The following is a 24,144-nucleotide window of genomic DNA, read 5'->3' as shown; positions in this document are numbered from 1 at the left end:
CATGGATTGGCTCGGTTTCTCCATCGTCGTCTTCTGCCTCCTGGTCTCGGCGTTTTTCGCCGCCAGCGAGACGGCGCTGACCGGCGCCTCGCGCGCCAGCATGCTGCGGCTTTCGAAGCAGGGTCATCACGAGGCCGATGTCGTCTCCCAGTTGCTCGACATGCGCGAGCGCCTGATCGGCGCGCTGCTGCTCGGCAACAACATCGCCAACATCGGGGCCTCGGCGATCGCAACCGGCATCTTCACCACCTGGTTCGGCGAGGTCGGCGTGCTCTATGCGACCGGCGTGATGACGGCACTGGTCGTGATCTTCGCGGAAGTCTTGCCAAAGACCATCGCCATCAACGCGCCTGATCGCGTCGCGCTTGCCGTGGCGCGTCCGATGCGGCTGACGATGTACGTGCTCGGGCCGTTGCTGACCGTGGTGGAAGTCATCGTGCGCCTCTTGATGCGGCTGTTTGGCCTCGCCGGCGAGCACCAGGCGATCCTGTCGCCGACCGAGCGCCTGCGCGGCGCGGTCGACCTCCTGCACCATGAAGGCAAGGTCGAGAAGCAGGACCGCGACATGCTCGGCGGCCTCCTTGACCTGCGCGAGCTTCAGGTCTCCGACGTCATGATCCATCGCACCGAGATGATGATGATCAACGCCGACCTGCCGTCGGAGGAACTGGTGCGCGAGGTGCTGGCAACCGAATACACCCGCATTCCGCTGTGGCGCGACAAGCCCGAAAACATCATCGGCGTGCTCCACGCCAAGGATCTGTTGCGCGCCATTCGCGCTTCCGAAGGCGACACCTCGCGCATCGACGCCTCGACCATCGCGCTGCCGCCGTGGTTCGTGCCGGAGATGCGCACCGTGTCCGAGCAGCTCAAGGCGTTCCGCCGTCGCAAGACCCATTTCGCGCTCGTGGTCGACGAGTACGGCGAAGTTGAAGGTCTTGTGACGCTGGAAGACATTCTGGAAGAGATCGTCGGCGACATCTCCGACGAGCACGACGTGGTCGTCGCGGGCGTGCGCGCCCAGCCCGACGGCTCGGTCGTGGTCGACGGCTCGGTGCCGATCCGCGATCTCAACCGCGCCATGGACTGGCGCCTGCCCGATGAAGAGGCAACGACGGTCGCCGGCCTCGTCATTCACGAGGCGCGCTCGATCCCCGACCGCGGCCAGAGCTTTACGTTCCACGGCTTCCGCTTCCGCGTGCTGCGCCGCGAGCGCAACCGCATCACCGCACTCCGTATTTCACCGGTGCCGCGCGAGGCGGAGGTGGAGGAAGCCAAGCCGAGGCGGGCAGGGACGTCGTTCTAGCGTTTGCCAATTTGCAGGGACGTCAGAAGCTCAGGCTGGCATAGCCTGACTGGTCCGATAGTCATAGGCGACCGCCGCTTTGAGTGCGCTGATCCTGTGGACCAAAAGTTGCTGATAGTCATTTGCCGACAGGCGACGATCGTCCACGCGGGTCAGACCCCGCGACACCGGGATCAGCAAATCGCCCGGTGTGTTTCCTCGAAGGGAATGAATGGCCGAGGGATCCGCGCCCTGGGCGCCCAGCCCTGGTGCCAGGATGATTGAGCGCGGGAGCAATTGACGCAGGCGCCGACCCTCATGCGGGACCGTAGCACCCACCACCGCGCCCACAGCGTTGAGCCCGGAAGGTCCGCTGCCGGCTCTCATCCCCGCGATGAGATCGGCAAGGCGATCGGAGACGAAGCGATTTCCCGTCATCCTATCTTGCAGCCAGCCTGCGCCGGGATTGGAGGTGCGGCACAGTACGAACAGGCCTTTGCCAAAGCGGTTCGCGCAGTCGACAAAGGGTTCAAGCGTATCGGGCCCCATCAAGGGATTGACGGTGAGGCAATCTGCTTCGAAGTCGCCGCTTCCGCCGGCATGGGCCGGCATCAGATAGGCTCGTGCATAGGCGGCTGCGGTCGCGCCGATATCGCCTCGCTTGGCGTCGAGGATGACGCCAATACCGGCCGCCCGCGCTTGGTTGATTCCGGACGACAGCGCCATCAGCCCGGGCAGGCCGCACGCTTCATAATAGGCTGACTGGAATTTGACGAAGCCGATATGCCCTTCGATGGTCTCGATGACAAAACTCACGAACCGGCCGATCCAGGCGCGATCGTTCCCGTCTCCGAAAAATTCCGGAATGTCTGAGTGGGCGGGATCAATGCCTGCCACAACGTCGCCAAATCTGGCGACATTCCGCTCGACCAACTCAACCCAGGAAGGACCGTCCATGTCATACCTCGCTGAAGCATATCATACCCGGAATCAAACCGGCGGTTGTGCGCTGACAGTCTTATCCCCCGTTGCCTTCCCCCGGCGCCTGCGCGTGGATGGCGAGGGCGTGCACGCCGCCGGAGAGTTCCGCGGCCAGCGTCGAATTAATCATGCGGTGACGCTCGACCCGGCTCTTCCCTTTGAAGGCATCAGACACGATATAAACGCGGAAATGCGTCTCGCCGCCTGCCCGGTGGCCCGCATGGCCTTCATGCAAATGTGATTCATCGACCACTTGCAGGCTGTCCGGCGAGAAAGCTTCGCGCAACTTGTTGCTGATAGTGTCTTGTGTAGCCATGTCGTTGCCAGTCCTGTGAGCCGTTAAGTCGCGCGATCGCGTTCCCTGAATTCCCGTGCTTCTACGCCATTTGCAATGTCAAGACTTGAAGGTTTTTGCATTGCGTAGTCAAAGTCAGTCATGCCGATCGATTCATCAAAATTCTTCGACTCCATCCGCGTCAAGCCGAGAGGTGCGAAGCCGGAAGCGAAGCCGCGCGAGACCGTGGTCGCCTGCGAATGGACCGGTTGCCAGAACAAGGGCAGCCATCGCGCGCCGAAGGGCCGCGAAAATTCGCGCGAGTACTGGCACTTCTGCCTCGATCACGTGCGCGAGTACAACCAGAACTACAATTTCTTTTCCGGCATGAATGCCGACGCCGTCGCGCGCTACCAGAAGGATGCGCTCACCGGCCACCGTCCGACCTGGAAGATGGGCGCCAATGGCGGCGTCAAGAAGGGGGCGGAAGCCGAGATCGATGGCGCCTTCGATCCGTTCAGCATGTTCAGCGAGATCAACGGCCGCGCCAACTGGCGCCGCGGCCCGGAGGCCCAGCCCAAGGCCGAAACACGCAAGGTGATGAACGCCGAGCGCAAGGCGCTTCAGGTGATGGGTCTCGGCCCCGACGCCACGCTCGCCGACGTCAAGACCAAGTACAAGGCGCTGGTGAAGCAGCACCACCCCGACGCCAATGGCGGCGACCGTTCCACCGAAGACCGCCTGATCGAGATCATCAAGGCGTATAATTATCTGAAGACGGTGGTGCGGGAGGCGTAGGGCGGCCTTTCCACCTCGTCGTCCCGGACAAGCGAAGCGCAGATCCGGGACCCGTAGCCACAGGAAGCAGTTTTGCGAAGACCTCTGGTTATCAGCTCGCGCCGCAACCACTCCCTGGGGTAATCGCGACGAGCGCAGGCGCTCGCGCGGAGGTCCCGGCTTTCGCCGGGACGACATTGTGTTGTGCGGTCGCGTTTAGCTCGGCATCGCCCCCACATACGATGAACTCGGCCGGATCAGCCGTCCGGTCCGGCGATGCTCGAGCGCATGCGCGGTCCAGCCCGCGGCGCGCGCCACGGCAAAAATCGGCGTGAAGGCTTGGCGCGGGATGGCGAGGGCATCGAGCAGCATCGCGGTGAAGAACTCGACATTGGTCTCCAGCGGTCGCTCAGGGTTCTTCCTGCGCAGCGCGGCGCGGATATAGGCCTCGACCTCGCCGGCGAACGGCAGGTCGGCGCCGTCGGCGGCAAGCCGCTCGATCGCGGCCTTCAGTACGTCGGCGCGCGGATCGCGCACGCGGTAGACACGATGGCCAAACCCCATCAGCCGTTCCCCGCGCTTAAGCGTGGCATCGACCCACGGCTTGATCCGCTCGCTTGAGCCGATCGCATCCAGCATTTCCAGCACCGGCTCCGGCGCGCCGCCATGCAGGGGTCCCGTCAGCGCGCAATAGCCGGCGGTGACGGCGGCGAACAGATCGGCCTGCGTCGAGGCCACCACGCGCGTGGCGAAGGTCGAGGCGTTCATGCCGTGATCGCAGACCGTGACGAGATAGGCATCCAGCGCCGCGACCTCGCGCGGCTCGGGCGCGGCGCCGCGCAGCATTTTGAGTGTGTCGGCGGCATGGCTCGCATCCGGATTCGGTGCGACCGGATCAAGTCGCTTCGCCTGTCGCACCAGCGCGCCCGCGATCACCGGAAACGCGCCGACGATGGTCGCCTCATGCGCCAGCCCGTTCTCGGCACGCAAGCCCGCGACCGCCGCGCGAAAGCCGTCGATGATGCCCACGCCGCGGGTTGCCGGCAAAAGGTCCGGCAGTCGCGCAAAGGCGCGTTCGCGTGCCAGCCCGAGGCTCGCGCGCACATTGGCTTCGCTGAGCGTGCTCCGGCTCGCGCCGTTCCAGAGCCGCGCGGTGACGCCCTCGAAACTCGACTGGCGGGCGAGGGTACCGACATGCTCGCCGGCGATGATCAGCTCGCCGCGCTCGCCATCGACATGGCTGAGCACGGTCTCGGCGGCGGGAACCCCGTCCAGCCCGATCTGGCTTTTGGTGAGATGGATGTTCATGGCCTGTCTCCTTTCACGATGTAAAGGTCAGGCCTCTCGACAGATTGATCAATCTTGATTACATAAATCAATATGGAAAATTCGGAGGACCTCTACCTCTCGGCCCGCGAGGCCGCCGCCGAGCTCGCGATCTCGCCGGCGACGCTCTACGCCTATGTCAGCCGCGGCCTGATCCGGTCCGAGCCGACGGCGGATTCGCGCAAGAACCGCTACCGCGCCGAGGACGTCCGCAGCCTGAAGGAGCGCCGCGCCCCATCGCCCGAGCCGCGGGGCCTGCGCAGCTTCGATGCCGACCTGCCGGTGATGGACACGGAGATCGCGACCATCACGGAAGAGGGCGCGATCTATCGTGGCGTGAACTGCGTCGATCTCGCCGAGCGGGACACGCTGGAGCATGCCGCGACGCTGCTCTGGGACGTCTCGGGCGTCGATCCCTTTGCATCAGACAATTGCCCCCACGTCTCCGGCGAGATGCGCGCGATCGCCGAGGCCGCGCGCCGCGCCGCGCCGATCGACCGCGCCATCGCGGTGCTGGCGCTTGCCGCGAGCGCCGATCCCCGCGCCTTCACCCGCGCGCCCGATGGCCGCGCGATGGTCGGGGCGCGCATCGTCCGGCTTTTGGTTGCGACCATGCTCAATGCCGAGCCGTCAGCCGCGCCACTGCACCAGCAGATCGCGCTCGCCTGGGCACCCGACAACAAGCATGCAGCCGATCTCATCCGCCGCGCGCTGGTGCTGCTCGCCGAGCACGAGCTGAACGCGTCGACCTTCACCGCGCGCTGCGCCGCCTCGACCGGCCTCAATCTCTACGATGCCGTCATTGCCGGTCTCGCTGCGCTCAAAGGTCCAAAACACGGTGGCGCTGGCGTGTTGGCCTCGCAGCTCGTGAAGACACTGATCGATCGCGACGTCGAGCCGATGGTGCGCGAGCGCGTCGCGCTCGGCGAGCATTTTGCCGGCTTCGGCCACGGCGTCTACAAGCGCGGCGATCCACGCGCACAGTCGCTGCTCAACGCGCTGGCACGCGCCGGGGCGCCGCGAAAATTCACCCGCGAGGTGCCGGAGCGGATTGCGGAGGCGACCGGCGAGCTCGTCAACATCGACTATGCGCTCGCCGTGCTCGTGCACGCCCTGCGCCTGCCAGCCGGCAGCGAGCTCGCACTGTTCGCAATGGCCCGCAGCGTCGGTTGGATCGCGCACGCGAGCGAGCAATTGCAGCACGGAAGGCTGATTAGGCCGCGGGCGCGTTATGTTGGGCCGGCACCGGGACGGCGGACGACGGCGACAGATACCAGAAGCTAGCCTGATCGCATTGCAAGACCCTCATGGTGAGGAGCGCGAACGCGCGTCTCGAACCATGAAGGCCCGGATCTTGCCCGCGGCCATCCTTCGAGACGCCTGCTTCGCAGGCTCCTCAGGATGAGGAAGGAATGCGTCTGAAGCTCTAACCCCCCGGCTTCGCCGCCGCGACCCCGCTGCCGTGCCTCCGGCGGACGAACCAGATCACGAGGCCCACAACGATTGCGACGCCGACGACAGTGAGCATCCAGATGTGCTTGGCGGGATGTCCGTGGTGCGGCAGGCCGGCATAGCTGTGCCACGCCGAAATCGCGAGGTCGCCGGGCAGTACGTGCGCCGGCGCCCAGACCAGGATCGCAGGGATATTGACCGCATAGAAGCGCGCCGGTGCCATGCCGAGCGCGCCGGCGGTGACCGGCACGAAAGCCCGGATCGGGGGGACAAAGCGGGCGAAGAACACCGCCCAAGTGCCGAACCGGCGGAAGAAGCTCTCGCTCTCCTCGATCACGCGGGGATAGTTGGTCAGAGGCCAGCTATTGAGGATCTCGCGCTGCTGCTTGTGCCCGATCCAATAGGCCGAGCCGTCACCCACAACGGCGCCGAGGGCGGCGGCCAGCAGCACCCATTGCAGTTTGAGTTCGCCGCCCGGGATCAGGGCGCTCAGCGCCAGGATGATGGTCGAGCCGGGAACGACCGAACCCACCACCGGAACAGCCTCCAGCAGCGCCGCGAGGAAGAGTGTCAGGTACGCCAGCCCCGCATGGGCCGAGACGAAGTCGATGAAGGGATCGAGGAAGGACGTCACGTCGTCTCTGTGTCGGGCAGGGGCATCGAGGTTCAGACCTTACATAAGTAGGGAGCGGCAACCAAAGTGCCAAAGTTCGCTGCAAGGCGCCTGCCAGGCGCGAAATTCGAGCGTGATTCGCAGGGCAGCCTTCCAAAATTCGCGTTCCTTGCCTATCTAAATGAAAAGACAACGGAACTTTGATTGGGGCGCGGGCTTCTGCCGGCACGTGGTCTCTGATAGGTTCGCAACTGCACCCAGCCGCAGTCAAAGTGCAAATTACTGGTCTCGGGACCGCCCGGGGCCTCGGAGGATGAATGACGACCGCCGCCTTGTCCAAAGTTGAGGAAGTCAACGGTTTGCCCGACATGAAGGTGTCGGTGCGCCAGGTCTTCGGGATCGACAGCGATCTCGAAGTGCCGGCCTATTCCGAAGTCGATCCTCACGTGCCCGAAGTCGATGCCGATTATCGTTTCGACCGCGCCACCACGCTCGCGATCCTCGCAGGTTTCGCCAAGAACCGCCGCGTCATGGTGACGGGCTATCACGGTACCGGCAAATCCACCCATATCGAGCAGGTCGCCGCGCGCCTCAACTGGCCGTGCGTGCGCGTCAATCTCGACAGCCACATCAGCCGTATCGACCTCGTCGGCAAGGATTCGATCGTGGTCAAGGACGGCAAGCAGGTCACCGAATTCCGCGACGGCATTTTGCCCTGGGCCCTCCAGCACAACGTCGCACTGGTGTTCGACGAATACGACGCCGGCCGCCCGGACGTGATGTTCGTGATCCAGCGCGTGCTGGAGGTCTCCGGCCGCCTGACGCTGCTCGACCAGAACAAGGTGATCAAGCCACATCCGGCGTTCCGCCTGTTTTCGACCGCCAACACCGTCGGCCTCGGCGACACCTCGGGCCTCTATCACGGTACCCAGCAGATCAACCAGGGGCAGATGGACCGCTGGTCGATCGTCACCACGCTCAACTATCTCGGCCATGACGAGGAAGTGGAGATCGTGCTGGCGAAGGCCAAGCACTATCGCACCCAGGAAGGCCGCGACATCGTCAACAAGATGGTTCGCCTTGCCGATCTCACCCGCAACGCCTTTGCCAATGGCGATCTGTCGACGGTGATGAGCCCGCGCACGGTGATCACCTGGGCGGAGAATGCCGACATTTTCGGCGATATCGGCTTCGCCTTCCGTGTCACCTTCCTCAACAAGTGCGACGAGCTCGAGCGTCCCCTGGTCGCCGAGTTCTACCAGCGCTGCTTCAATGCGGAGCTGCCGGAATCGGCGGTCAACGTGGCGCTTAGCTGATCCATGCCAACCATTACCGTCGAGCGCACCATTGGGACCACCAAGAAGGCTGTGCTCGCCGGGCTCGCTGGTTACAACCACGAGCACATGGGGACGCAGAGACTGAAGGGCCTTGCGGTTTCGCTAAAGGACCGCGGCAAGATCGTCGGTGGGGTCGTCGGCCAGATCTGGACAACGGTTCTGTTCATTCAGTTCTTCTGGATCGACCAGAAACATCGTGGCCAAGGTCATGGAACGAAGCTGATCGCGGCGATCGAAGACGAAGCAAGGCGGATCGGCGCGGTTCGATCCCATGTGGACACGATGAGTTTTCAGGCGCCGGGCTTTTATCGTTCCTGCGGGTACGAAGAATTCGGCGCCATTGACGGCTATCCCGGCGGCGTGACGCGCCATTCGTTTACGAAGTCGCTATGAGCACATCATCATCCAACTCGAAATTCCGCAACACCAAGGAAGCGCCGACCGAGCCGTTCAAGCGCTCGGTGGCGTCATGCCTGAAGGCGATCGCCAAGACGCCCGAGCTCGACGTCAGCTTTGCTGCCGAGCGCCCTGGCCTTGCGCCCGGCAAGGCGCGGCTGCCCGAGCCGGCGCGGAAAATGACGAAGCGCGATGCTGCGGTCGTGCGCGGCCACGCCGACTCGATCGCGCTGAAGCTCGCCTGTCACGATCCGAAACTGCACCGCAAGCTAATGCCGGGCAACCCGCAGGCGCGTGGCGTGTTCGAGGCGGTGGAGCAGGCTCGGGTCGAGGCGATCGGCGCGCGCCGCATGGCGGGCGTTGCGAAAAACCTCACCGCGATGCTCGATGATCATTTCCATCGCGGCAAGTTCGACGAGATCACCGACCGCGCCGATGCGCCACTGGCGGATGCGCTCGCGATGCTGGTGCGCGAACGCCTGACCGGGATGGCGCCGCCGGCGGCGGCCAAGAAGATGGTCGATCTCTGGCGGCCGACGCTGGAGGACAAGATCGGCAGGCGGCTCGACCGGCTCGATGGCCTGGTCGAGAACCAGACCAAATTCGGCGACGCCGTGCATGACCTGCTTTCCGCGCTCGACCTCGGCGATGAGCGCAACGCCGATTCCGACGAGGACGACAATCAGGACGACAACCGCGACGGCGACAACGACCAGGCCGGCGCGGAAGGCTCGCCCGATTCCGACGCCGCGCAGGAGATGAGCGCCGACCAGGCGCAGGCGACCACGGAGGAGATGAGCGAGAGCGCGATGGAAAGCGCGCAGGCCTCGACATCAGACACCTTCGACGACGGCGAGCTCGGCGACGACGAGACGCCGGGGGAAGCGACGCGGCCGAATTCGCGCGGGGCCAACGAGCCGCGCGGGCCGGAATATCACGCCTTCGCGCCGAAGTTCGACGAGGTGATCGCCGCCGAGGACCTCTGCGACCATGACGAATTGGAGCGGCTGCGCTCTTACCTCGACAAGCAGCTCGCGCATCTGCAAGGCATCGTCGCCCGTCTCGCCAACCGGCTCCAGCGCCGGCTGATGGCGCAGCAGAACCGGGCCTGGGAGTTCGATCTCGAAGAGGGCATTCTCGATCCGGCGCGGCTGTCGCGCGTGGTGACCGATCCCTATCACCCGCTGTCCTTCATGCGCGAGAAGGAGGCGACGTTCCGCGACACCGTGGTGACGCTGCTGCTCGACAATTCCGGCTCGATGCGCGGCCGCCCGATCACGGTGGCGGCGACCTGCGCCGACATTCTGGCGCGCACGCTGGAGCGTTGCGGCGTCAAGGTCGAGATTCTCGGCTTCACCACGCGCGCCTGGAAGGGCGGGCAATCGCGTGAGGCGTGGCTCGCCGCTGGCAAGCCGGCCAATCCCGGCCGCCTCAATGATCTCCGCCACATCATCTACAAGTCGGCGGACGCGCCGTGGCGCCGTGCGCGCAAGAATCTCGGCCTGATGATGCGCGAGGGCCTGCTCAAGGAGAACATCGACGGCGAGGCGCTCGACTGGGCGCACAAGCGCCTGCTCGGGCGCACCGAGCAGCGCAAGATCCTGATGATGATCTCGGACGGCGCGCCGGTCGACGATTCCACGCTGTCGGTCAATGCCGGCAACTATCTCGAGCGGCACCTGCGGCACATCATCGAGGAGATCGAGACGCGCTCGCCGGTGGAGCTGATCGCGATCGGCATCGGCCACGACGTCACGCGCTACTATCGCCGCGCGGTGACGATCGTGGACGCCGAAGAGCTTGGCGGCGCAATTACCGAGAAGCTCGCCGAGCTGTTCAGCGAGACCCACTCAGCGCCTGCGCAACCTGCGAGCCGGCCGCGCCGCAAACTGCATTCGTGACCGCACGCTTCTCCCGCCGCCGATTTCTCGGCCAAGCGGCGGGAGCCGCGATATCAGCGCTTCCCGGAGCTGCGTGCGCCGAACCCGCGACCCAACCGCGGGCAAGATCGGCGGACCAGCCCGAGCACACCGTCACCGAGCCGGTCGCCATCGAGGTCAACGCGCGGCAGATCCCTGTGTTCGAGCCGCGCGATCGCGCGCGAACCCGCTTCGGCGCGCTGGAGTATCGCAGCGGCCTGGTGCTGACCTCGCCCTATCGTGGCTTCGGCGGCCTCTCCGGCATCCGTTTTCTCGACGCAAAAGGCGAGCGCTTCATCGCGATCTCCGATCAGGGCGCGTGGTTCAGCGGGACCATCCGCTACGCGGGGCGCGACATGGTCGGGCTCGATAACGTCGAGGCCGCGCCGATCCTGAACGCCGAGGGGCGGCCGATCACCGAGAAGCGCTACTGGTACGACACCGAATCGATCGCGCTCGACGGCTCCCTCGTCTATGTCGGGCTCGAGCGCGTCAATGCGCTGATGCGCTTCGATTTCTCCAAGGGATTCACCCGTGCCCGCGGCGAGGTCTTGCCGCTGCCGGCGGCGGCGCGGACGCTGCCGCGCAACAAGGGGTTGGAAGCGCTGGTGTTCGTGCCCAAGGACCCGCAAAAGGGCCAGCCGCTGGCCGGCACGCTGATCGCCTTCTCCGAGCGCGGGCTCGACCGCGACGGCAACCTGATCGCGTTTTTGATCGGCGGTCCCTCGCCCGGCCAGTTCAGCGTGCGCCGCACCGAGAATTATGACATCAGCGACGCCGTCCTGCTGCCCTCCGGCGGACTTCTGATCCTGGAGCGAAAATTCTCCTGGTTCACCGGCGTCAACATCCGCATCCGCGCGATCCCCCTGAAGTCGATTGCGCCGGGCGCGCTGGTCGACGGCCCCGAGCTGTTCGCCGCCGATCTCGGCCACGAGATCGACAACATGGAAGGCATCGACGCCCATGTCGGCGCGGACGGCGAGACCGTGCTGACGCTGGTCTCGGACGATAATTTTTCCTTTCTGCAGCGCACGCTGCTGCTGCAGTTCACGCTGGTGGAGTAAAATCCCGGCGTCGCCCTGGCGAAAGCGCAATGCAGCCCGCCGCTAACCGCCATGCCCGCAGCGCGGCTAGCATTCCACCTCGCGCCCACTACACTTCCCTCATCGCCCTCTATCCGCCGGAACCTCCCGCATGAGCGCCCTGTTTTCCCCGATCGAGCTGCGCGGTCTGAAACTGAAGAACCGCGTCATGGTGTCGCCGATGTGCCAGTATTCGGCCGAGGACGGCGTCGCCACCGACTGGCACTTCACCCACGTCAACTCGCTGGCGCTGTCGGGCGCATCCGTGTTCTGCATCGAGGCGACGCATGTCGAGGCGATCGGGCGTATCACGCCGGGGTGCCTCGGGCTCTACAGCGATGCCTGCGAGGCGGCGCTGAAGCAGATCATCGCCTCGGTGCGCAAGCATTCCACCGCGGCGGTCGCGATGCAGCTTGCGCATGCCGGCCGCAAGGGCTCTTCCGCGCGTCCCTGGGACGGCGGGCAGTTGATCGCAGCGGAGCGGGGCGGCTGGCAGACGGTCGCCCCAAGTGCGCTGCCGAACAAGGAGGGCGAGGCCGCCCCAACCGCGCTCGACCGCGCTGGCATGGTCCGCATCCGCGACGCCTTCGTCGACTGCGCGCGCCGCGCGGAGCGCCTCGGCATCGACGCGATCGAGCTGCACGGCGCGCACGGCTATCTCATGCACCAGTTCCTCTCGCCGATCTCCAACCACCGCACCGACGAGTATGGCGGGTCCTTGCAAAACCGCATGCGCTTTCCGCTCGAGGTGTTCGACGCCGTGCGCGCGGTGTTCCCGCATGACAAGCCGATCGGCATGCGCGTGTCCTCGACCGACTGGGTCGAGGGCGGCTGGGATCTGCCGCAGACCATCGAATTCGTGCGCGAGCTGAAAAAGCACGGCATCGACTGGGTCGACGCCTCCTCCGGCGGCGTGTCGCCGCTGCAGAAGATTCCACTCGGCCCCGGCTACCAGGTGCCGTTCGCGGAGGCCATCAAGCGCGAGACCGACGTGACGACGATCGCGGTCGGCCTGATCACCGAAGCTAGGCATGCCGAGGAGATCGTCGCTTCCGGGAAGGCCGACATGGTCGCGCTGGCGCGGGCGATGCTCTACGATCCGCGCTGGGGCTGGCACGCCGCCGCCGAGCTCGGCGGTGTCGTCGACGCCCCGCCGCAATACTGGCGCTCGCAGCCCTCGACACAGAAGGCGCTGTTCGGCAAGACGACGTTCGGGGCGCGGTGAGGCTTACTGGTCGTTGCGCGCGATGTCGCGACCACAATAATGATGTCGTCCCGGCTTGCGCCAGGACGACGAGGGAATCAGCTGCGCTGCCGTCGCATCACCGCCACCCCGCATCACCCCTCCGTGACTCTACCAACCTTCCGCCACTCCCGAAATTAGCCTAACCTCGCGATCACAAAACCCCGCGAGGCCTGCCATGCGCTATGGTGTCCGGAAGTCTGCCCACCTGCTCGAGCGTTGCGGGCTGGCGCTGGCGGGGGCGGCGTGCGGCCTGTTCGTCGGCGCCTATGTCGGGTCGGCGATCCCGATGCTGACCACGCAGGGCTTTCTGGTGCTGATGATGTTGCTGGGTGCCGTCGGCTTCTATCTCGGCATCGACACGCCGCAGCTTCCCTTCGACCAGGCGCATGAGCAAATCGACGCCGCGGAATTCCTGAGCTCGGCCGGCACCCTCTGCGCCAGCGTGACCGCCTTCGCCTCCGTTGCCGTCATCGTGCTGCGCGAGGAGCCGCACATCGCGTGGACGTATCTCGTCTTCATCGGCTGGATCGCCGGCGTCGCCATGCAGATCGTCGCGGGCGCAAAGGCACGGTGGCGGAAGGACAAGTCTTGAGCGGGTACGTTTGTGTGGCTATCGCCGCTCGGTCGTATCGCCCCCTTAAAACACCACGCCAATCTTCGTCCCGCGCTTCCACGCGACGCGGCAGCGCTTCTTCGTGTTGACGTGGAGCAGCTCGAAGCGGTCGGGGACTTTGACCTGGCCGCCGAGATCGACGCAGGCGCCGCCCGGCGAATAGTCGATCAGCGTGCAGTTGATCACCGGCGCCTTCGGGTCCGTGATGATCTTGGCCTGTCGCGACACCAGCCCGCTCGGCTTGACGCGTGTAAATCGTCGCGGATGCTGCATGTCGCTTGTCCTCCTTACGCGAAATGCGTCCTTGCGGGAAGGAATGGCATGGGGTGTCGCACCATCACGCTAACTGTTGAGCAAGCATTTTAGCGATTCTTCGATGCGATTAAGGAAGCAGTAACCATCATTCCCGCCGTCATGCCCCGGCTCGACCGGGGCATCCAGTATGCCGCGGCCTTTCCGTATTCGTTACCGCCTCTGGAATACTGGATCGCCCGATTAAATCGGGCGATGACAGTGGAGTGTGTGGCGCGCTCCCGCCTCACCTCACATCGCCACTCACCCCACCCCTCACGCTGCCTCCACCGTCGTCGGCGCGTGCGGGCCGACCGGCATCGGCACGGTGACAAAATCCTTCGGCAGATTCACCGGCCTGTACTCCGGCACGTCAGCCATCCGCTGCACCACGCTCTCATGCACATGCGCGCCTTCGGGGATCAGGCGCGGCTCGCAGTCGGGGATGTAGAAGCCGAAATGGACCTGGCGCTCCGGCCATTCCTTGTACTTCGCGCTCTTCGGGATGTATTCGAGCACGCGCCAGGCCGCCGTCATCGAATTGTGCATCTCGCCCTTCACATCGGGCGCGACGTAGGTGAACGGGCTGTTCTTGCGCTGAATGCCCCAGGCGAGCTGGTTCACCGTGCGCGGGTTGAAATGCAGCCCCGCCTTGCTCGCCTCGTCGATCATCCACAGCAGCGGATATTTCGACAGCGCGCTGCCGGTTTCGGCATAGCCGCCGCCGACGTCGCAATGCACGCCGGCGAAGTACACCTGCAGAATGTCCTGCGGCTCCTTCTTTTCATCGGGGACGAAGCGGTTGCTCCAGAAGGCTTGCGGCTCCATCCACTGCTTCAGGCGGAACATGCAGCGCCGCTCGTCGATCGCGATCGCCTGGCGAAAGATCTTCACGCTCGGGTTCTGCAGCGTGAACGCCAGCTCCTCCAGGCTCGGCCAGTACAGCCGGTCCGGCCGCGGCACGATCACGCTGGCGACCGTGTCCCACACGCCGATGAAGCGGATCGTCGGCCAGCGCGAGGAGGTGATGCGCGCGAACTGCGCGGCGAGATCGAAGCGATCGGAGGGCAGCGGCCCGTCCTCGTCGGCGCCCGCATCCGTGAGAGCGGAGAGATCGTTGCCGCGCCCGGTGCCGGAATATTGCTTGTAGGCAATCAACCCCGAGCCTGCGAGATTCGCCTGCTCCGGCGAGATCAGCCCCACCTTGTGGATCAGCCCCGCCAGCACCCGCACGGTATAGGCGCCGCGCGAGAAGCCGAACAAATAGATCTGGTCGCCCGGCGCGTAGTGCTCGACCAGGAAGCAATAGGCCGCGAGCACGTTGTCATCGAGCCCATAGCCGGTGGCGAGCCCCAGCACCAGCTTGATGTCGGCCTTCCAGCGGTTCCAGGTCGAAGGCTCCGTGACCGTGCCGACGCCGGGATCATAGAACACCAGCTGCCGCGGCCGCGTTTTGTCGGTCTTGCGCAGGCAGCGATAGAGCTTGAGCACATTGGAGATGTTCTCGCTGATCTCGTTGCCGGTGCCGTCGCAGCAGATGACGATGTTCTTCGGTTCGTTCTTCGGTTCGTTCCTGGGTACGATCGTGTGTTCGTGCTTGGTTTCGTGCTTCGTTTCGGCTTCGTGCTCCATCGAAGCGTCCCCTCCGGTGATGCTACCGGGGCGAGTATAACCGATTGCCGTGTCAGGCTGTTGAAATTAACCGCTTGTTAACCATGCGGTCGCCTAATGTGGACGATTGGGGGATCACGATGTCGGCCCAAACATGTCAGCCCATGTGACGCGACCGAAGTTGATGCCTGTTTCGGCCGATCCGGTCATCCGGTCGGTGGCGAGGCTGGCGGTTCGCGCCAAGGCCGTCTTACAGACCAAAACGGCTGTGCTACGGAGTAACCCAATGTTCGGAAAGGACGACTTAGTGGACAATCTCAGCCGCGATCTCGATCGCGTGCGCGGAAGACGCGATGCGCTTGCATCCGAAGCCGAGACCCTGACGGCTCACATCGCCGAACTCGAAGCCCGCCTTTCGGACGAGAAAAAGAGGCGGGAGCGCGATCGCGTCCTGGCCGAACTCGAATCGATAAAAACGCGAATCAAACACGCTGCCGGCGCGTTTGCGCCTGTCGTCGATAGTCTGTGCAAGGCGATCGAGCCGGCTGCGGCAGTCGTGCCCGAGGCGCGCGAGCTCAACAGTCTCCTATTGTCGGTGGCGACCGAAATCGACAGCGTGCTCGATCCGCTGCTCCGCGGACTGGATCAGCGCGCGGATGCGGTGCGGGCCGGACACGCTGCACTGGACATCCCGAGCTCGGCCATCGAGGCGTCCATCGAGCTCCCAAAGGACAGTAACGATCGCCTGCTTCGTTTTCCGGCCTGGCTGTCTCGCGACAAGGAGCCGGAGAAGAAGGAAACGGCGGAAGACCCGCGCAGCACGGCAGCGTGAAGGATTTGCGCGCCGCGCGCCTCAAGAAGCTCGTCTGCAGATCTGACGGTCGGAGTTCGCCGACTCCATAGGAGCGTTTGCTCCTGCCACAACAAAGCTGTCGTCCTGGCGAAAGCCAGGACCCATAACCCCAGGGAGCGGTTATGGCGCGAAGTTGCCAACCACGAGTCTTCGCCAAACTACTCCCTGTGGGTATGGGTCCCGGCGTTCGCCGGGACGACGGCGGAGGTTGTTGCTGCAGCTAGGCTCTTACGAGCAGCTCGCCATCGCGCTCCGGAGTCGCGTAGCAGCGGCCCATCTCCAGCATTGGAGGCGAGCAACCCCGGCCCTTGCCACCCGCTCAGTTGGCGCTGCGGCGCAGGAAGGCCGGGATATCGAGCACGCCGTCGTCGCTCGCATTGCGCGGCGAAGGGCGGCCGTAGGGATCGACCGGCCGGGGCGCCGCCTGGCGCGCATGGTCCGGATTCGGCCTTGGCGGTTGCCCCAGGGGTGGGCGGGCCGCCGGCTGCAGCGGGGGGCTCTCCGATTGCGGCAGGGTCGCGCTGCGCTCGATGCGATCGGCGATGCGGCGGCTGTCGTTGCGTAAGCGGCCGGCGAGCTGGGTGAGTGAGCTTTCCGCCGGCTGGGACTCCTGCGCCGGGTCGAGATTATCGATCCCGGTCGCCACCACCGAGACGCGGACGATGCCTTCGAGGCTTTCGTCAAAGGACGCGCCGACGATGATGTTGGCGTCCGGATCGGCCTCGTCGCGAATGCGGGTGGCGGCTTCGTCGACCTCGAACAGCATGAGATCCCTGCCGCCGGTGATGGAGATGATGAGGCCGCTGGCGCGCTTGATCGACGGGTTCTCGATCAACGGATTGGAGATTGCGGCCACCGCGGCGGCGAGCACGCGCTTCGGACCGGAAGCCTCGCCCCGTCCCATCATGGCCTTGCCCTTCTCGCGCATGACGGAGAGAACGTCGGCGAAATCGAGATTGATCAGGCCTTCCTTGACGATGAGGTCGCTGATGCAGGCCACGCCCGAATAAAGCACCTGGTCGGCAAGGGCGAAGGCATCGGCGAATGTGGTCTTCTCGCTGGCCACGCGAAACAGGTTCTGGTTCGGGATGATCAAGAGGGTGTCGACGAACTTCAGCAGTTCCTCGATGCCAGCTTCGGCAAAGCGCATGCGGCGCTGGCCCTCGAAGTAGAATGGCTTGGTGACCACGCCGATCGTGAGAATGCCGAGCTCGCGCGCGATCTTGGCGACCACGGGTGCCGCCCCGGTGCCGGTCCCGCCGCCCATGCCGGCCGTGACGAACACCATGTGTGCGCCGGCCAGTTGCTCGCGGATCGCATCGATGGTCTCTTCGGCGGCGGCGCGTCCGAGTTCAGGCTGCGAGCCGGCGCCGAGGCCTTGGGTGACATGGGTGCCGAGCTGGACGAGTCGCTTGGCCTTCGACATGGCAAGCGCCTGCGCGTCGGTGTTGGCGACGACGAACTCGACCCCCTGCAGCCCGGCCGTGATCATGTTGTTGACGGCATTGCCGCCGGCGCCGCCGACCCCAAACACGACAATGCGCGCCCTCATCTCGTGAAGATCGTTGATGCCAGTCATTCTTTCCTCGCGGTTGCTCCGGCAGGCTGGGGATGGAGAGATTTTCGCGTGCTACCTGCAAGCCGCGCGGTCTGATTCCACGATGGAGGCGGCCAGACGACCCAATCGCAGCGCGGCCTGGCCGGCGATTGAGCCGCCGGTTCGGCGGCCGGTCCGCAAAGTCGCCACTTCGTCTTCCAATCGTGCCGCCCACTCGTTGGCTGCGCTCGTCTCCGCCGCCGCCTGCAGCAGCTCGACCGCCAGGCGATCGGCGCGCTCGCGCTCGCGTTCGAAATCCGCCTTGTAGACGGCCGCCTGTGCTTCGAGCCGCGCGATCTCCGCCTTGAATGCCTCGCTCCTGAATGCGTCGATCTTTGCCATGGAGGCGGCGATGGGGTCCGCCTGGCGGCCAATTCGCGGCCGGGGCCTGTAGCGCAGCTCGGAGAAATCGACGCCGACCCGGGTCTTGCCGTCATCCGAACGCGAGCGCGGCAAGGCGCGTCGCCTGGCAAGCGACCGAGCAGCCTCGCGCGAGATTTCGAGGCGGGCACTAAGCTCGGCATACGTCAACAACTCAACGGACATCGGCTCTTCTCCTGGAGCGAACCGGGAAGGCATTTCAGGCTGATGATGGCTGGACGATCACTGCAGGCTAGGCTGCGTTGGTTAATGGACGGTTAACGCGGGGGCGGGCACCGTCACCGGATTGATGTTGGCCTTCCGCCGGTGCCACGTCGTGGGCTCCGTGACGGGCTGACCCCGGCGGCATAGGACACTAGCGGCCGCGTCCTGTCGGTCTTGCGCAGGCAGCGATTGAGCGCCAGCACATTGGAGATATTCTCAGAAGTCTCGTTGCCCGTCCCGTCGCACTAGATGACGATGTTCTTGGATTCGTTCCTGGGCGCGGTCGCGTGCTTGTTCTTGGCTTCGTGCATAGTTTCGTTTTGGCTTCGCTCCATCGAAGCGTCTCCTGCCTGCCTCAGGGTATCCCTTTCAAATCATCGAAGGGCGCCGCATCGAGCTACTTGCGTTTGAGCATCTGCGCAAAATATGGCTTCATATGCAGAGCGACAGCCTCGTAGTCGTTCTTGCTTAGCAGCCGGTATTTGTCCTCTGTTCTTATCGTATGGCCTTGGTATTCTACTCCGTGTAGGCCGACTGTCCCGAGGATAATCTGCGTGCCCCCAGGGGCCTCTTTAAGGCATGCTTCGATCATGCGGGCGGCATTCTCGGGATCTTGATCTTGTTGTACTGGCGTGTCGATCACCAGCGGACATGGTGCCGATTCAGTGGTGGCTCGCATCGTATGAAGGAACGCCAAATAATAGGCGAGCAAAGCCCGGGGCAAATCGCTGCCAGTTTCGCTAATTGAGCAGTCAATTCTCTTGTAGTTCTTCTCAGGCAGGTTGGGCACCTTTAGTCGGGTGACGAAGCCCTTCATGTAAGAAAAATAGCGGTCCTTTATCGGCTGTTGGAATTTCCGACGCTCGTAAGATTTCATGGTTAGTGACGCCTCATCGGACCTCGCATCGAGCTGACCAATCTTAGTGTCTAAATCTCGATGCTCTTCAGCGAGCGCGGCGTCCACCAGACGCTCGCTCTCGTCTGCGATTAAGTCGCGAAGTTTCAGTTCGCCGCGCTGCTCGTCCAGAAGGGAATTTATGCGCTGTATCTCTCAGGCGAATGTTCCGAACTTGCCGCGCTGCACCGCGATTTGCTCGTCGATTGCATTAATTTCGTGCTGAACCTCCATCAAGAGGCTGCGGCACGACTCCGCGTCTGAAACGAGACCAAACTTATTCGAAAAGTCATTCGTATGAATCGTCCCGCAGGTCGGACAAACGATCTCGGGCTCGGATGAATCGCGAAGGAACTCGTAGTCTGCGTCTAACTCAACTAAGGCATTTGCTGCCAACTCTTTCTGCTCTAGGAGCACTACGCGCTTAGAGCTCAAATCGACCAAAATGCGCTGAACGGCATCTTGCTGGCGTTGTAGTTCCTCGCATTCTCGCAGTAGCGCAGTTATTTGTTCGCCAAACGATGCCGGATCAAGGTCAAACCGTACGCTTTTGCGTTCCCGGTTTCTCAATCGTTTCGTCGCACGGTCTAGCGCGCGTTTCTCTACCTTGAATTCGTCCTTTGATCTTTCCGCTTCTAACTTCGATCCTTTAGCAACGTAGTATTCATTCGGCAGTAAGCCTGCGTGGAAATAAGAGACATCATGCTTATAGCCTTCAAACATTTGCAGCCGTGCGAACGAACTCCACGTCTTTAGCCATCCGATGTCTTGATCGATATAAAAGGGAAGAAAGCAATATGCAGGCGGAGGGACTACTTGGTCGCCGTTTCGGTCCTGTAATGTCAACCTAAAATCGAGAAGTTCGGCAAGACGAGGGGCAACTCCGCCCGTAACTCCGGATGCCTCCCAGATCATTTGCCCCTTGCGATCAAAGAGTCCGAAGAAGCTCCCTGTTCTAAGTATGCGATAAGCGTCTTCGTTGACTGTAAAATCTAGCAGCAGGTCGACTTTGAGCGATTGCCAGCTCGGGCTAACTTTATAGGCGTCAGCTCCAAAAGCCGCATAGATCGACTTAATCAGGCATGACTTGCCCGTGTCATTCTCGCCGAGAACTACTGTCGTGTTCGGATCGAACGTCGCGATCCTCGCCGACTTTTCGAGTTCGGAGCACAGATACAGTTTTTGAAACCGCAAGCTTTTCATAGCTACGCGTTCGCAGGCTGCGGATTAGTCGTTTGAAGCGTTCCTGACGGGTCATGTGTGAACACCTCGTACATAATCATCACTTTAAGTCGAGCCGGCTTGAACAGTGCAAGGGTCGTCATCGCGAATGGCTCCACCGAGGGGTAGATAGTGGTCACGAGTTGCTGCAGGGGAAGGCCGAGGGTCGAACATGCATCGATCTCGACCCGGATTTTGTCGCGCAGCATGTTGACCGCGAGGTCACTCGAGTCGAGGACTACCGCTCGGTATCGCTTCCATTCGCGAGCCAGCTCTGCAACAGTCAATACGTCGCCAACATCAAGATGGATTACAATTTCGTTCCAGGAAGGCATGCTGTGCGCAAGTTCAATCGCCTTTAGCCAGCCGTCTACCTGACTCTTTGTAATGGACTTCCGACTAATCAACTCATCAAAGTCACGTATCGATACGGTGTATTTCGAGCGCAGGCGGCATTCCTCGACTATAGTTTTGTAAACACTATCAGGATTGAACTCTACTGGCCCAAGTTGATCGTGAACGAATTCGATAAGTTTGCCCTTGATATGCGCTGAACTGTCCTGAAGACTCAAATCGGCCCTGACGAAACGAAAGAGCTCATCCACGATAGTTGCCGAAGCTGTGGGATACTCTGCTTGCAGTTTCGCAGTTAAGTCGGAGAGCATTTTGGGTTCTGCATCCGACATGCAGCACTCTGTGGCCGCTGCATCAAAGAATTGACAAGGCACGTTGGAGACGAACGCGAGTTTGTTCGTTTCGCTCGGGAAGATGTCGTAGTTGGAATAGAGCTTTCCCGCGTGAGACGGCAACAGGCCGTTGTTTGGATCGTTCTTCCTTTTTTTCCGACTTGTGAGTTCTGTCAGGGTCCAATGGCCCTTTGACTTTGTTTTCACTTGATAGAAGGAGGCTTGTGAGGGGGCCGAAGAACTGTTGAGCAGGACGATGTCGTCGTGAAATTCGAACGAGATCGCGTAATCGGAACTCGTGCCGTGATGGGCGAAAACCAACGTAAGCCCCCACAGAGCCTGATAGTCGTAGCGCTGAGCGCCCGTCTCACCCGACTTTTCCCGTTGCGGCTCCGCAACGAGCCTGTCTGCAAATGACAAAAAAGATCCTCGTACTTAGAAAAGCGATTCAGGACACTCTAATGGGTACACCTCGGATGACAACTACGACGAGCATATCCGGCCTGCCGATCGCATCGTTAAAAAGTTGAAGTGAGCGCGAGGTTTTCGCCGAGGCCACGACGCAACGGAGGCATCTAGTTGCAGCGCAAAAACTGGGGCCGCAAAAACAAAAACGGCCGGATCTTTCGACCCGGCCGTCACTTCAAACTCAACGCTCTTAAAGCTACGCCACGCGACGCTTACGCGTGCCCCCGGCCCAGCTCTTAAGAATTCTTAGCTCGCCTTCTTCTCGGGCGCAGCGCCGCCGACCTTCTTCTGGATCTGGCGCTTCAATTCCAGCGCGCGCGGCGACAGGGCGTCGGCGTTAGCCTTGATGAGGTAGGCATCGAGGCCGCCATTGTGGTCGACGCTCTTGAGCGCATTGGTGGAGACGCGCAGGCGCACGTTGCGCTCGAGGGCTTCGCTGATGAACGTCACGTTGACGAGGTTCGGCAGGAAGCGGCGCTTGGTCTTGATGTTGGAGTGGCTGACCTTGTGGCCGGTGAGGGGGCCCTTGGCCGTCAGTTCGCAGCGGCGAGACATGTCAAAAATCCTTATCCGTTCCCCCAGCGATTTGCGGCGGCCATTCGGGGCGCCACGGGGGTGCAAATTCTCTGTCCTTGCAGGGAGCGGGCGGACGTATAGGGGGGAAGGGGCGGGTAGTCAAGGATTTGGCCGAGATTTCAGCCCAACCACCGCTGTCATCGCCCGGCTTGGCCGGGCGATCCAGTATTCCAGAGGCGGTAGTGATTCAACTGAGGGGCCGCGGCGTACTGGATGCCCCGGTCGAGCCGGGGCATGACAGCGGAGCAAGGGGCAGGGAGCGGCGGAACAAGGGGCGCGTGCGGTGATCGAGTACGCGCGTCCCCACTCACGAAAACGGCAATGATTGAAACGCCTTACCATCACATAAAGGGCGTAATCGGGGCGGAAAGAGAGGCTGGTTCCAAGCGGCCGGGCTCTGATTGCTCGCCCCTGACATTGTTTGCCGCCGGTTTTGGCTTAAGTACAAACACTAGCGGTATCATCGGATTGCAACTGAACGTGATCATGCCTCTGTCTTTCTCGCCCCGGCCGCGTGCCCACGGCTGGCTGGCCCTGATGGCCGTTTGCGGCCTCGGCTGGGATATGGCGCCGGCTTCCGCGCAAGGGCGGCTCGAGGCGCAGTATGAGGCGACGCTCTCGGGCATTCCGGTCGGCCGCGGCGCCTGGACCATCGACATCCAGGAGGACGTGTTCTCGGCCGCCGCGTCCGGCGGCACCGTCGGCATCCTGAAATCCTTCACCGGCGGGTCCGGCACCGGCGCCTCGCAGGGCCGCGTCGTCAACGGCGCGCTGGTTGCGACCGGCTACCAGGCCTCCACCACCACCTCGAAGAAGACCGAGGACATCCACATCGTCCTCGACAAGGGCAATGTGAAGGAGTTCGGCATCGCGCCGGAGCCGCCGGTCGACCCTGACCGCATCGTCGTCACCGAGGCGCATCGCCGCGGCGTCTGGGATCCGATGACGGCTTCGCTCTTGCGCGTGCCCGGCACCGGCGAGCCAGTGTCGCCGGAGGCCTGCCACACCGGCGCCCCCGTGTTCGACGGCCGCATGCGCTACGACCTCAAGCTCGATTTCAAGCGCATGGAGAGCGTGAAGGCGGAGAAGGGCTATCGCGGCCCGGTCGTGGTTTGCGCGCTCTATTTCGTGCCCGTCGCCGGCTACATCCCGGATCGCCCGGTCATCAAATACCTCGCGGCCCAGCGCAACATCGAGATCGCGTTTGCGCCGGTTGCGGGCACCCGCATCCTGGTGCCGTTCTGGGTGAAGATCCCGACCCCGCTCGGACCTGCCATGTTAGAGGCCACCAGCTTCATCACCGTCCCCCAGCCGCCGAAGGTTGCGAAGACGCAGTGAGGCGTCGTTTGGCGATGCCGACCCACTACAGATGGCGGGGAGCGCGGCTCTGCTTGTCTATCCCTACTGTGCATGGGCTTGTTTTCGCGAAAATGGGCGAGGCGCACCCGCGTCGACCCTCACCCTGACAGGATGAGGGTTGGGCAACGGAATCCATTTGACTCTCAGTCGATTCTGATTCGACTCCACCCCGTCCCCAACATTAAGGAACTCGCTCCGAAAACGCCGCTTGTGCCGACGACCAAAACTCCATCTAGTGCGCCGGAAAACGACCTGGCGCGAGATGTTGCGTGAACGAATCCGGAAGCAGAGGGGAGTCAGCGATTCGGCCGCGATTCGTTCCGGAGTCGTTCCGAAGTTTAAATGCAGGCGAGAAAGCGTTGCAAAATGAGACAGTTGCGGGGGAGGCCAGCATTGTCGCCACTCTCTCCGTCGTCATCGCCCGGCTTGACCGGGCGATCCAGTACTCCGAGGCGCCTGTAGTTGAACCGAGGAGCCGCGGCGTACTGGATGCCCCGGTCAAGCCGGGGCATGACAACGGAGAATGCCGCCCCCGTTCGGAGACATAACCGACACATGAAAGCCCAATCCTCCCTGCTTGCTCCCCTCACCCTGAGGAGGCCGCGCGGCGGCCGTCTCGAAGGGCGAGGGGCCCGGCCCGCTCCGCAAGGGTAAGCGCAGCACCGGCCGGGCCTTCATCCTTCGAGACGCGCGTGCCGCGC

At 63.3% G+C, this 24,144-nt stretch carries 22 protein-coding genes and 2 pseudogenes; 11 read left to right on the top strand and 13 right to left on the bottom strand.

The features are described 5' to 3' along the window. Position 1: 1 nt before the first annotated feature. Positions 2-1,306, top strand: a complete 1,305-nt coding sequence (locus SO139_RS19255; protein ID WP_449383497.1) for an HlyC/CorC family transporter — start codon at positions 2-4, stop codon at positions 1,304-1,306. A 30-nt stretch (positions 1,307-1,336) separates the two neighbouring features. On the opposite strand, the gene pyrF is transcribed toward SO139_RS19255, so the two are convergent. Beyond that, positions 1,337-2,242 (bottom strand): orotidine-5'-phosphate decarboxylase, encoded by a 906-nt coding sequence (gene pyrF / locus SO139_RS19250; protein WP_449383498.1) that lies wholly within the window; start codon positions 2,240-2,242, stop codon positions 1,337-1,339. Positions 2,243-2,303: 61 nt separating this feature from the next. Beyond that, complete coding sequence (locus SO139_RS19245; protein ID WP_449383499.1) at positions 2,304-2,582, bottom strand: BolA family protein; 279 nt, start codon at positions 2,580-2,582, stop codon at positions 2,304-2,306. Positions 2,583-2,702: 120 nt separating this feature from the next. Here SO139_RS19245 and SO139_RS19240 point away from each other — a divergent pair, with 120 nt between their 5' ends. Beyond that, entirely contained in the window at positions 2,703-3,338 is a 636-nt protein-coding gene (locus SO139_RS19240; protein WP_254100971.1) for a J domain-containing protein, read from the top strand. A 195-nt stretch (positions 3,339-3,533) separates the two neighbouring features. On the opposite strand, the gene SO139_RS19235 is transcribed toward SO139_RS19240, so the two are convergent. Further along, positions 3,534-4,625 carry a citrate synthase/methylcitrate synthase gene (locus SO139_RS19235; protein ID WP_449383500.1) on the bottom strand — a complete coding sequence of 364 codons (1,092 nt, stop codon included), beginning with the start codon at positions 4,623-4,625 and terminating at the stop codon, positions 3,534-3,536. 72 nt (positions 4,626-4,697) lie between these two features. Between SO139_RS19235 and SO139_RS19230 the strand changes: the two genes are divergently transcribed. Then, positions 4,698-5,927, top strand: a complete 1,230-nt coding sequence (locus tag SO139_RS19230; RefSeq protein ID WP_449383501.1) for a citrate/2-methylcitrate synthase — start codon at positions 4,698-4,700, stop codon at positions 5,925-5,927. Between the two features lie 142 nt (positions 5,928-6,069). Here the strand turns inward: SO139_RS19230 and SO139_RS19225 are convergent, their stop codons facing one another. Continuing rightward, positions 6,070-6,729, bottom strand: coding sequence for a DedA family protein (locus tag SO139_RS19225; protein ID WP_449383502.1), 660 nt, complete (start codon positions 6,727-6,729; stop codon positions 6,070-6,072). Positions 6,730-7,025: 296 nt separating this feature from the next. Between SO139_RS19225 and cobS the strand changes: the two genes are divergently transcribed. The 6 genes from cobS (at position 7,026) to SO139_RS19195 (ending at position 13,280) form a co-directional block, all read left to right on the top strand. After that, positions 7,026-8,024 (top strand): cobaltochelatase subunit CobS, encoded by a 999-nt coding sequence (gene cobS / locus SO139_RS19220; RefSeq protein WP_027524083.1) that lies wholly within the window; start codon positions 7,026-7,028, stop codon positions 8,022-8,024. A gap of 3 nt (positions 8,025-8,027) precedes the next feature. Further along, entirely contained in the window at positions 8,028-8,438 is a 411-nt protein-coding gene (locus SO139_RS19215; RefSeq protein ID WP_449383503.1) for a GNAT family N-acetyltransferase, read from the top strand. Beyond that, positions 8,435-10,342 carry a cobaltochelatase subunit CobT gene (gene cobT, locus SO139_RS19210; protein WP_449383504.1) on the top strand — a complete coding sequence of 636 codons (1,908 nt, stop codon included), beginning with the start codon at positions 8,435-8,437 and terminating at the stop codon, positions 10,340-10,342. The genes SO139_RS19215 and cobT overlap by 4 nt, the downstream gene beginning before the upstream one ends. Continuing rightward, positions 10,339-11,424, top strand: a complete 1,086-nt coding sequence (locus SO139_RS19205; protein ID WP_449383505.1) for an esterase-like activity of phytase family protein — start codon at positions 10,339-10,341, stop codon at positions 11,422-11,424. The genes cobT and SO139_RS19205 overlap by 4 nt, the downstream gene beginning before the upstream one ends. 130 nt (positions 11,425-11,554) lie before the next feature. Then, positions 11,555-12,667 carry an NADH:flavin oxidoreductase/NADH oxidase gene (locus tag SO139_RS19200; RefSeq protein WP_449383506.1) on the top strand — a complete coding sequence of 371 codons (1,113 nt, stop codon included), beginning with the start codon at positions 11,555-11,557 and terminating at the stop codon, positions 12,665-12,667. A gap of 196 nt (positions 12,668-12,863) precedes the next feature. Then, entirely contained in the window at positions 12,864-13,280 is a 417-nt protein-coding gene (locus SO139_RS19195; RefSeq protein ID WP_449383507.1) for a hypothetical protein, read from the top strand. A gap of 45 nt (positions 13,281-13,325) precedes the next feature. Here SO139_RS19195 and SO139_RS19190 read toward each other — a convergent pair whose 3' ends face one another. Then, on the bottom strand, positions 13,326-13,574 hold the full coding sequence (locus SO139_RS19190) for a PilZ domain-containing protein (RefSeq protein WP_449383508.1): 249 nt from the start codon (positions 13,572-13,574) through the stop codon (positions 13,326-13,328). Positions 13,575-13,868: 294 nt separating this feature from the next. Continuing rightward, a complete protein-coding gene (locus tag SO139_RS19185) occupies positions 13,869-15,224 on the bottom strand; it encodes a T6SS phospholipase effector Tle1-like catalytic domain-containing protein (RefSeq protein WP_449383509.1) in 1,356 nt (451 codons plus the stop codon). A gap of 265 nt (positions 15,225-15,489) precedes the next feature. Between SO139_RS19185 and SO139_RS19180 the strand changes: the two genes are divergently transcribed. Beyond that, positions 15,490-16,035, top strand: a complete 546-nt coding sequence (locus SO139_RS19180) for a nucleotide exchange factor GrpE (protein WP_474803652.1) — start codon at positions 15,490-15,492, stop codon at positions 16,033-16,035. 649 nt (positions 16,036-16,684) lie between these two features. Here the strand turns inward: SO139_RS19180 and ftsZ are convergent. The 7 genes and pseudogenes from ftsZ to rpmB all read right to left on the bottom strand — a co-directional run. Then, positions 16,685-17,635: pseudogene (gene ftsZ, locus SO139_RS19175) on the bottom strand (cell division protein FtsZ); the annotation flags it as partial. Between the two features lie 51 nt (positions 17,636-17,686). Continuing rightward, complete coding sequence (locus SO139_RS19170) at positions 17,687-18,109, bottom strand: hypothetical protein (RefSeq protein WP_449383511.1); 423 nt, start codon at positions 18,107-18,109, stop codon at positions 17,687-17,689. A gap of 204 nt (positions 18,110-18,313) precedes the next feature. Beyond that, a pseudogene (locus SO139_RS19165) lies at positions 18,314-18,549 on the bottom strand (phospholipase effector Tle1 domain-containing protein); the annotation flags it as partial. Between the two features lie 86 nt (positions 18,550-18,635). After that, on the bottom strand, positions 18,636-19,202 hold the full coding sequence (locus SO139_RS19160; protein ID WP_449383512.1) for a hypothetical protein: 567 nt from the start codon (positions 19,200-19,202) through the stop codon (positions 18,636-18,638). Positions 19,203-19,289: 87 nt separating this feature from the next. Then, positions 19,290-20,336: a hypothetical protein gene (locus SO139_RS19155; RefSeq protein WP_498540361.1), complete on the bottom strand. Its 1,047-nt coding sequence runs from the start codon at positions 20,334-20,336 to the stop codon at positions 19,290-19,292. A gap of 2 nt (positions 20,337-20,338) precedes the next feature. Further along, complete coding sequence (locus tag SO139_RS19150) at positions 20,339-21,460, bottom strand: DUF4297 domain-containing protein (protein WP_498540360.1); 1,122 nt, start codon at positions 21,458-21,460, stop codon at positions 20,339-20,341. A 294-nt stretch (positions 21,461-21,754) separates the two neighbouring features. Further along, the gene (gene rpmB, locus SO139_RS19145; protein ID WP_449383517.1) at positions 21,755-22,063 is read right to left on the bottom strand and encodes a 50S ribosomal protein L28; all 309 of its coding nucleotides are present in this window, start codon (positions 22,061-22,063) and stop codon (positions 21,755-21,757) included. Between the two features lie 558 nt (positions 22,064-22,621). Here rpmB and SO139_RS19140 point away from each other — a divergent pair. Continuing rightward, on the top strand, positions 22,622-23,422 hold the full coding sequence (locus SO139_RS19140; protein WP_474799626.1) for a DUF3108 domain-containing protein: 801 nt from the start codon (positions 22,622-22,624) through the stop codon (positions 23,420-23,422). Positions 23,423-24,144 lie beyond the last annotated feature (722 nt).

The sequence above is a fragment of the Bradyrhizobium sp. UFLA05-89 genome (assembly GCF_059803475.1).
The sequence above is the reverse complement of the archived record's forward strand: the minus strand, read 5'-3'. Positions and strand labels throughout refer to the sequence as shown.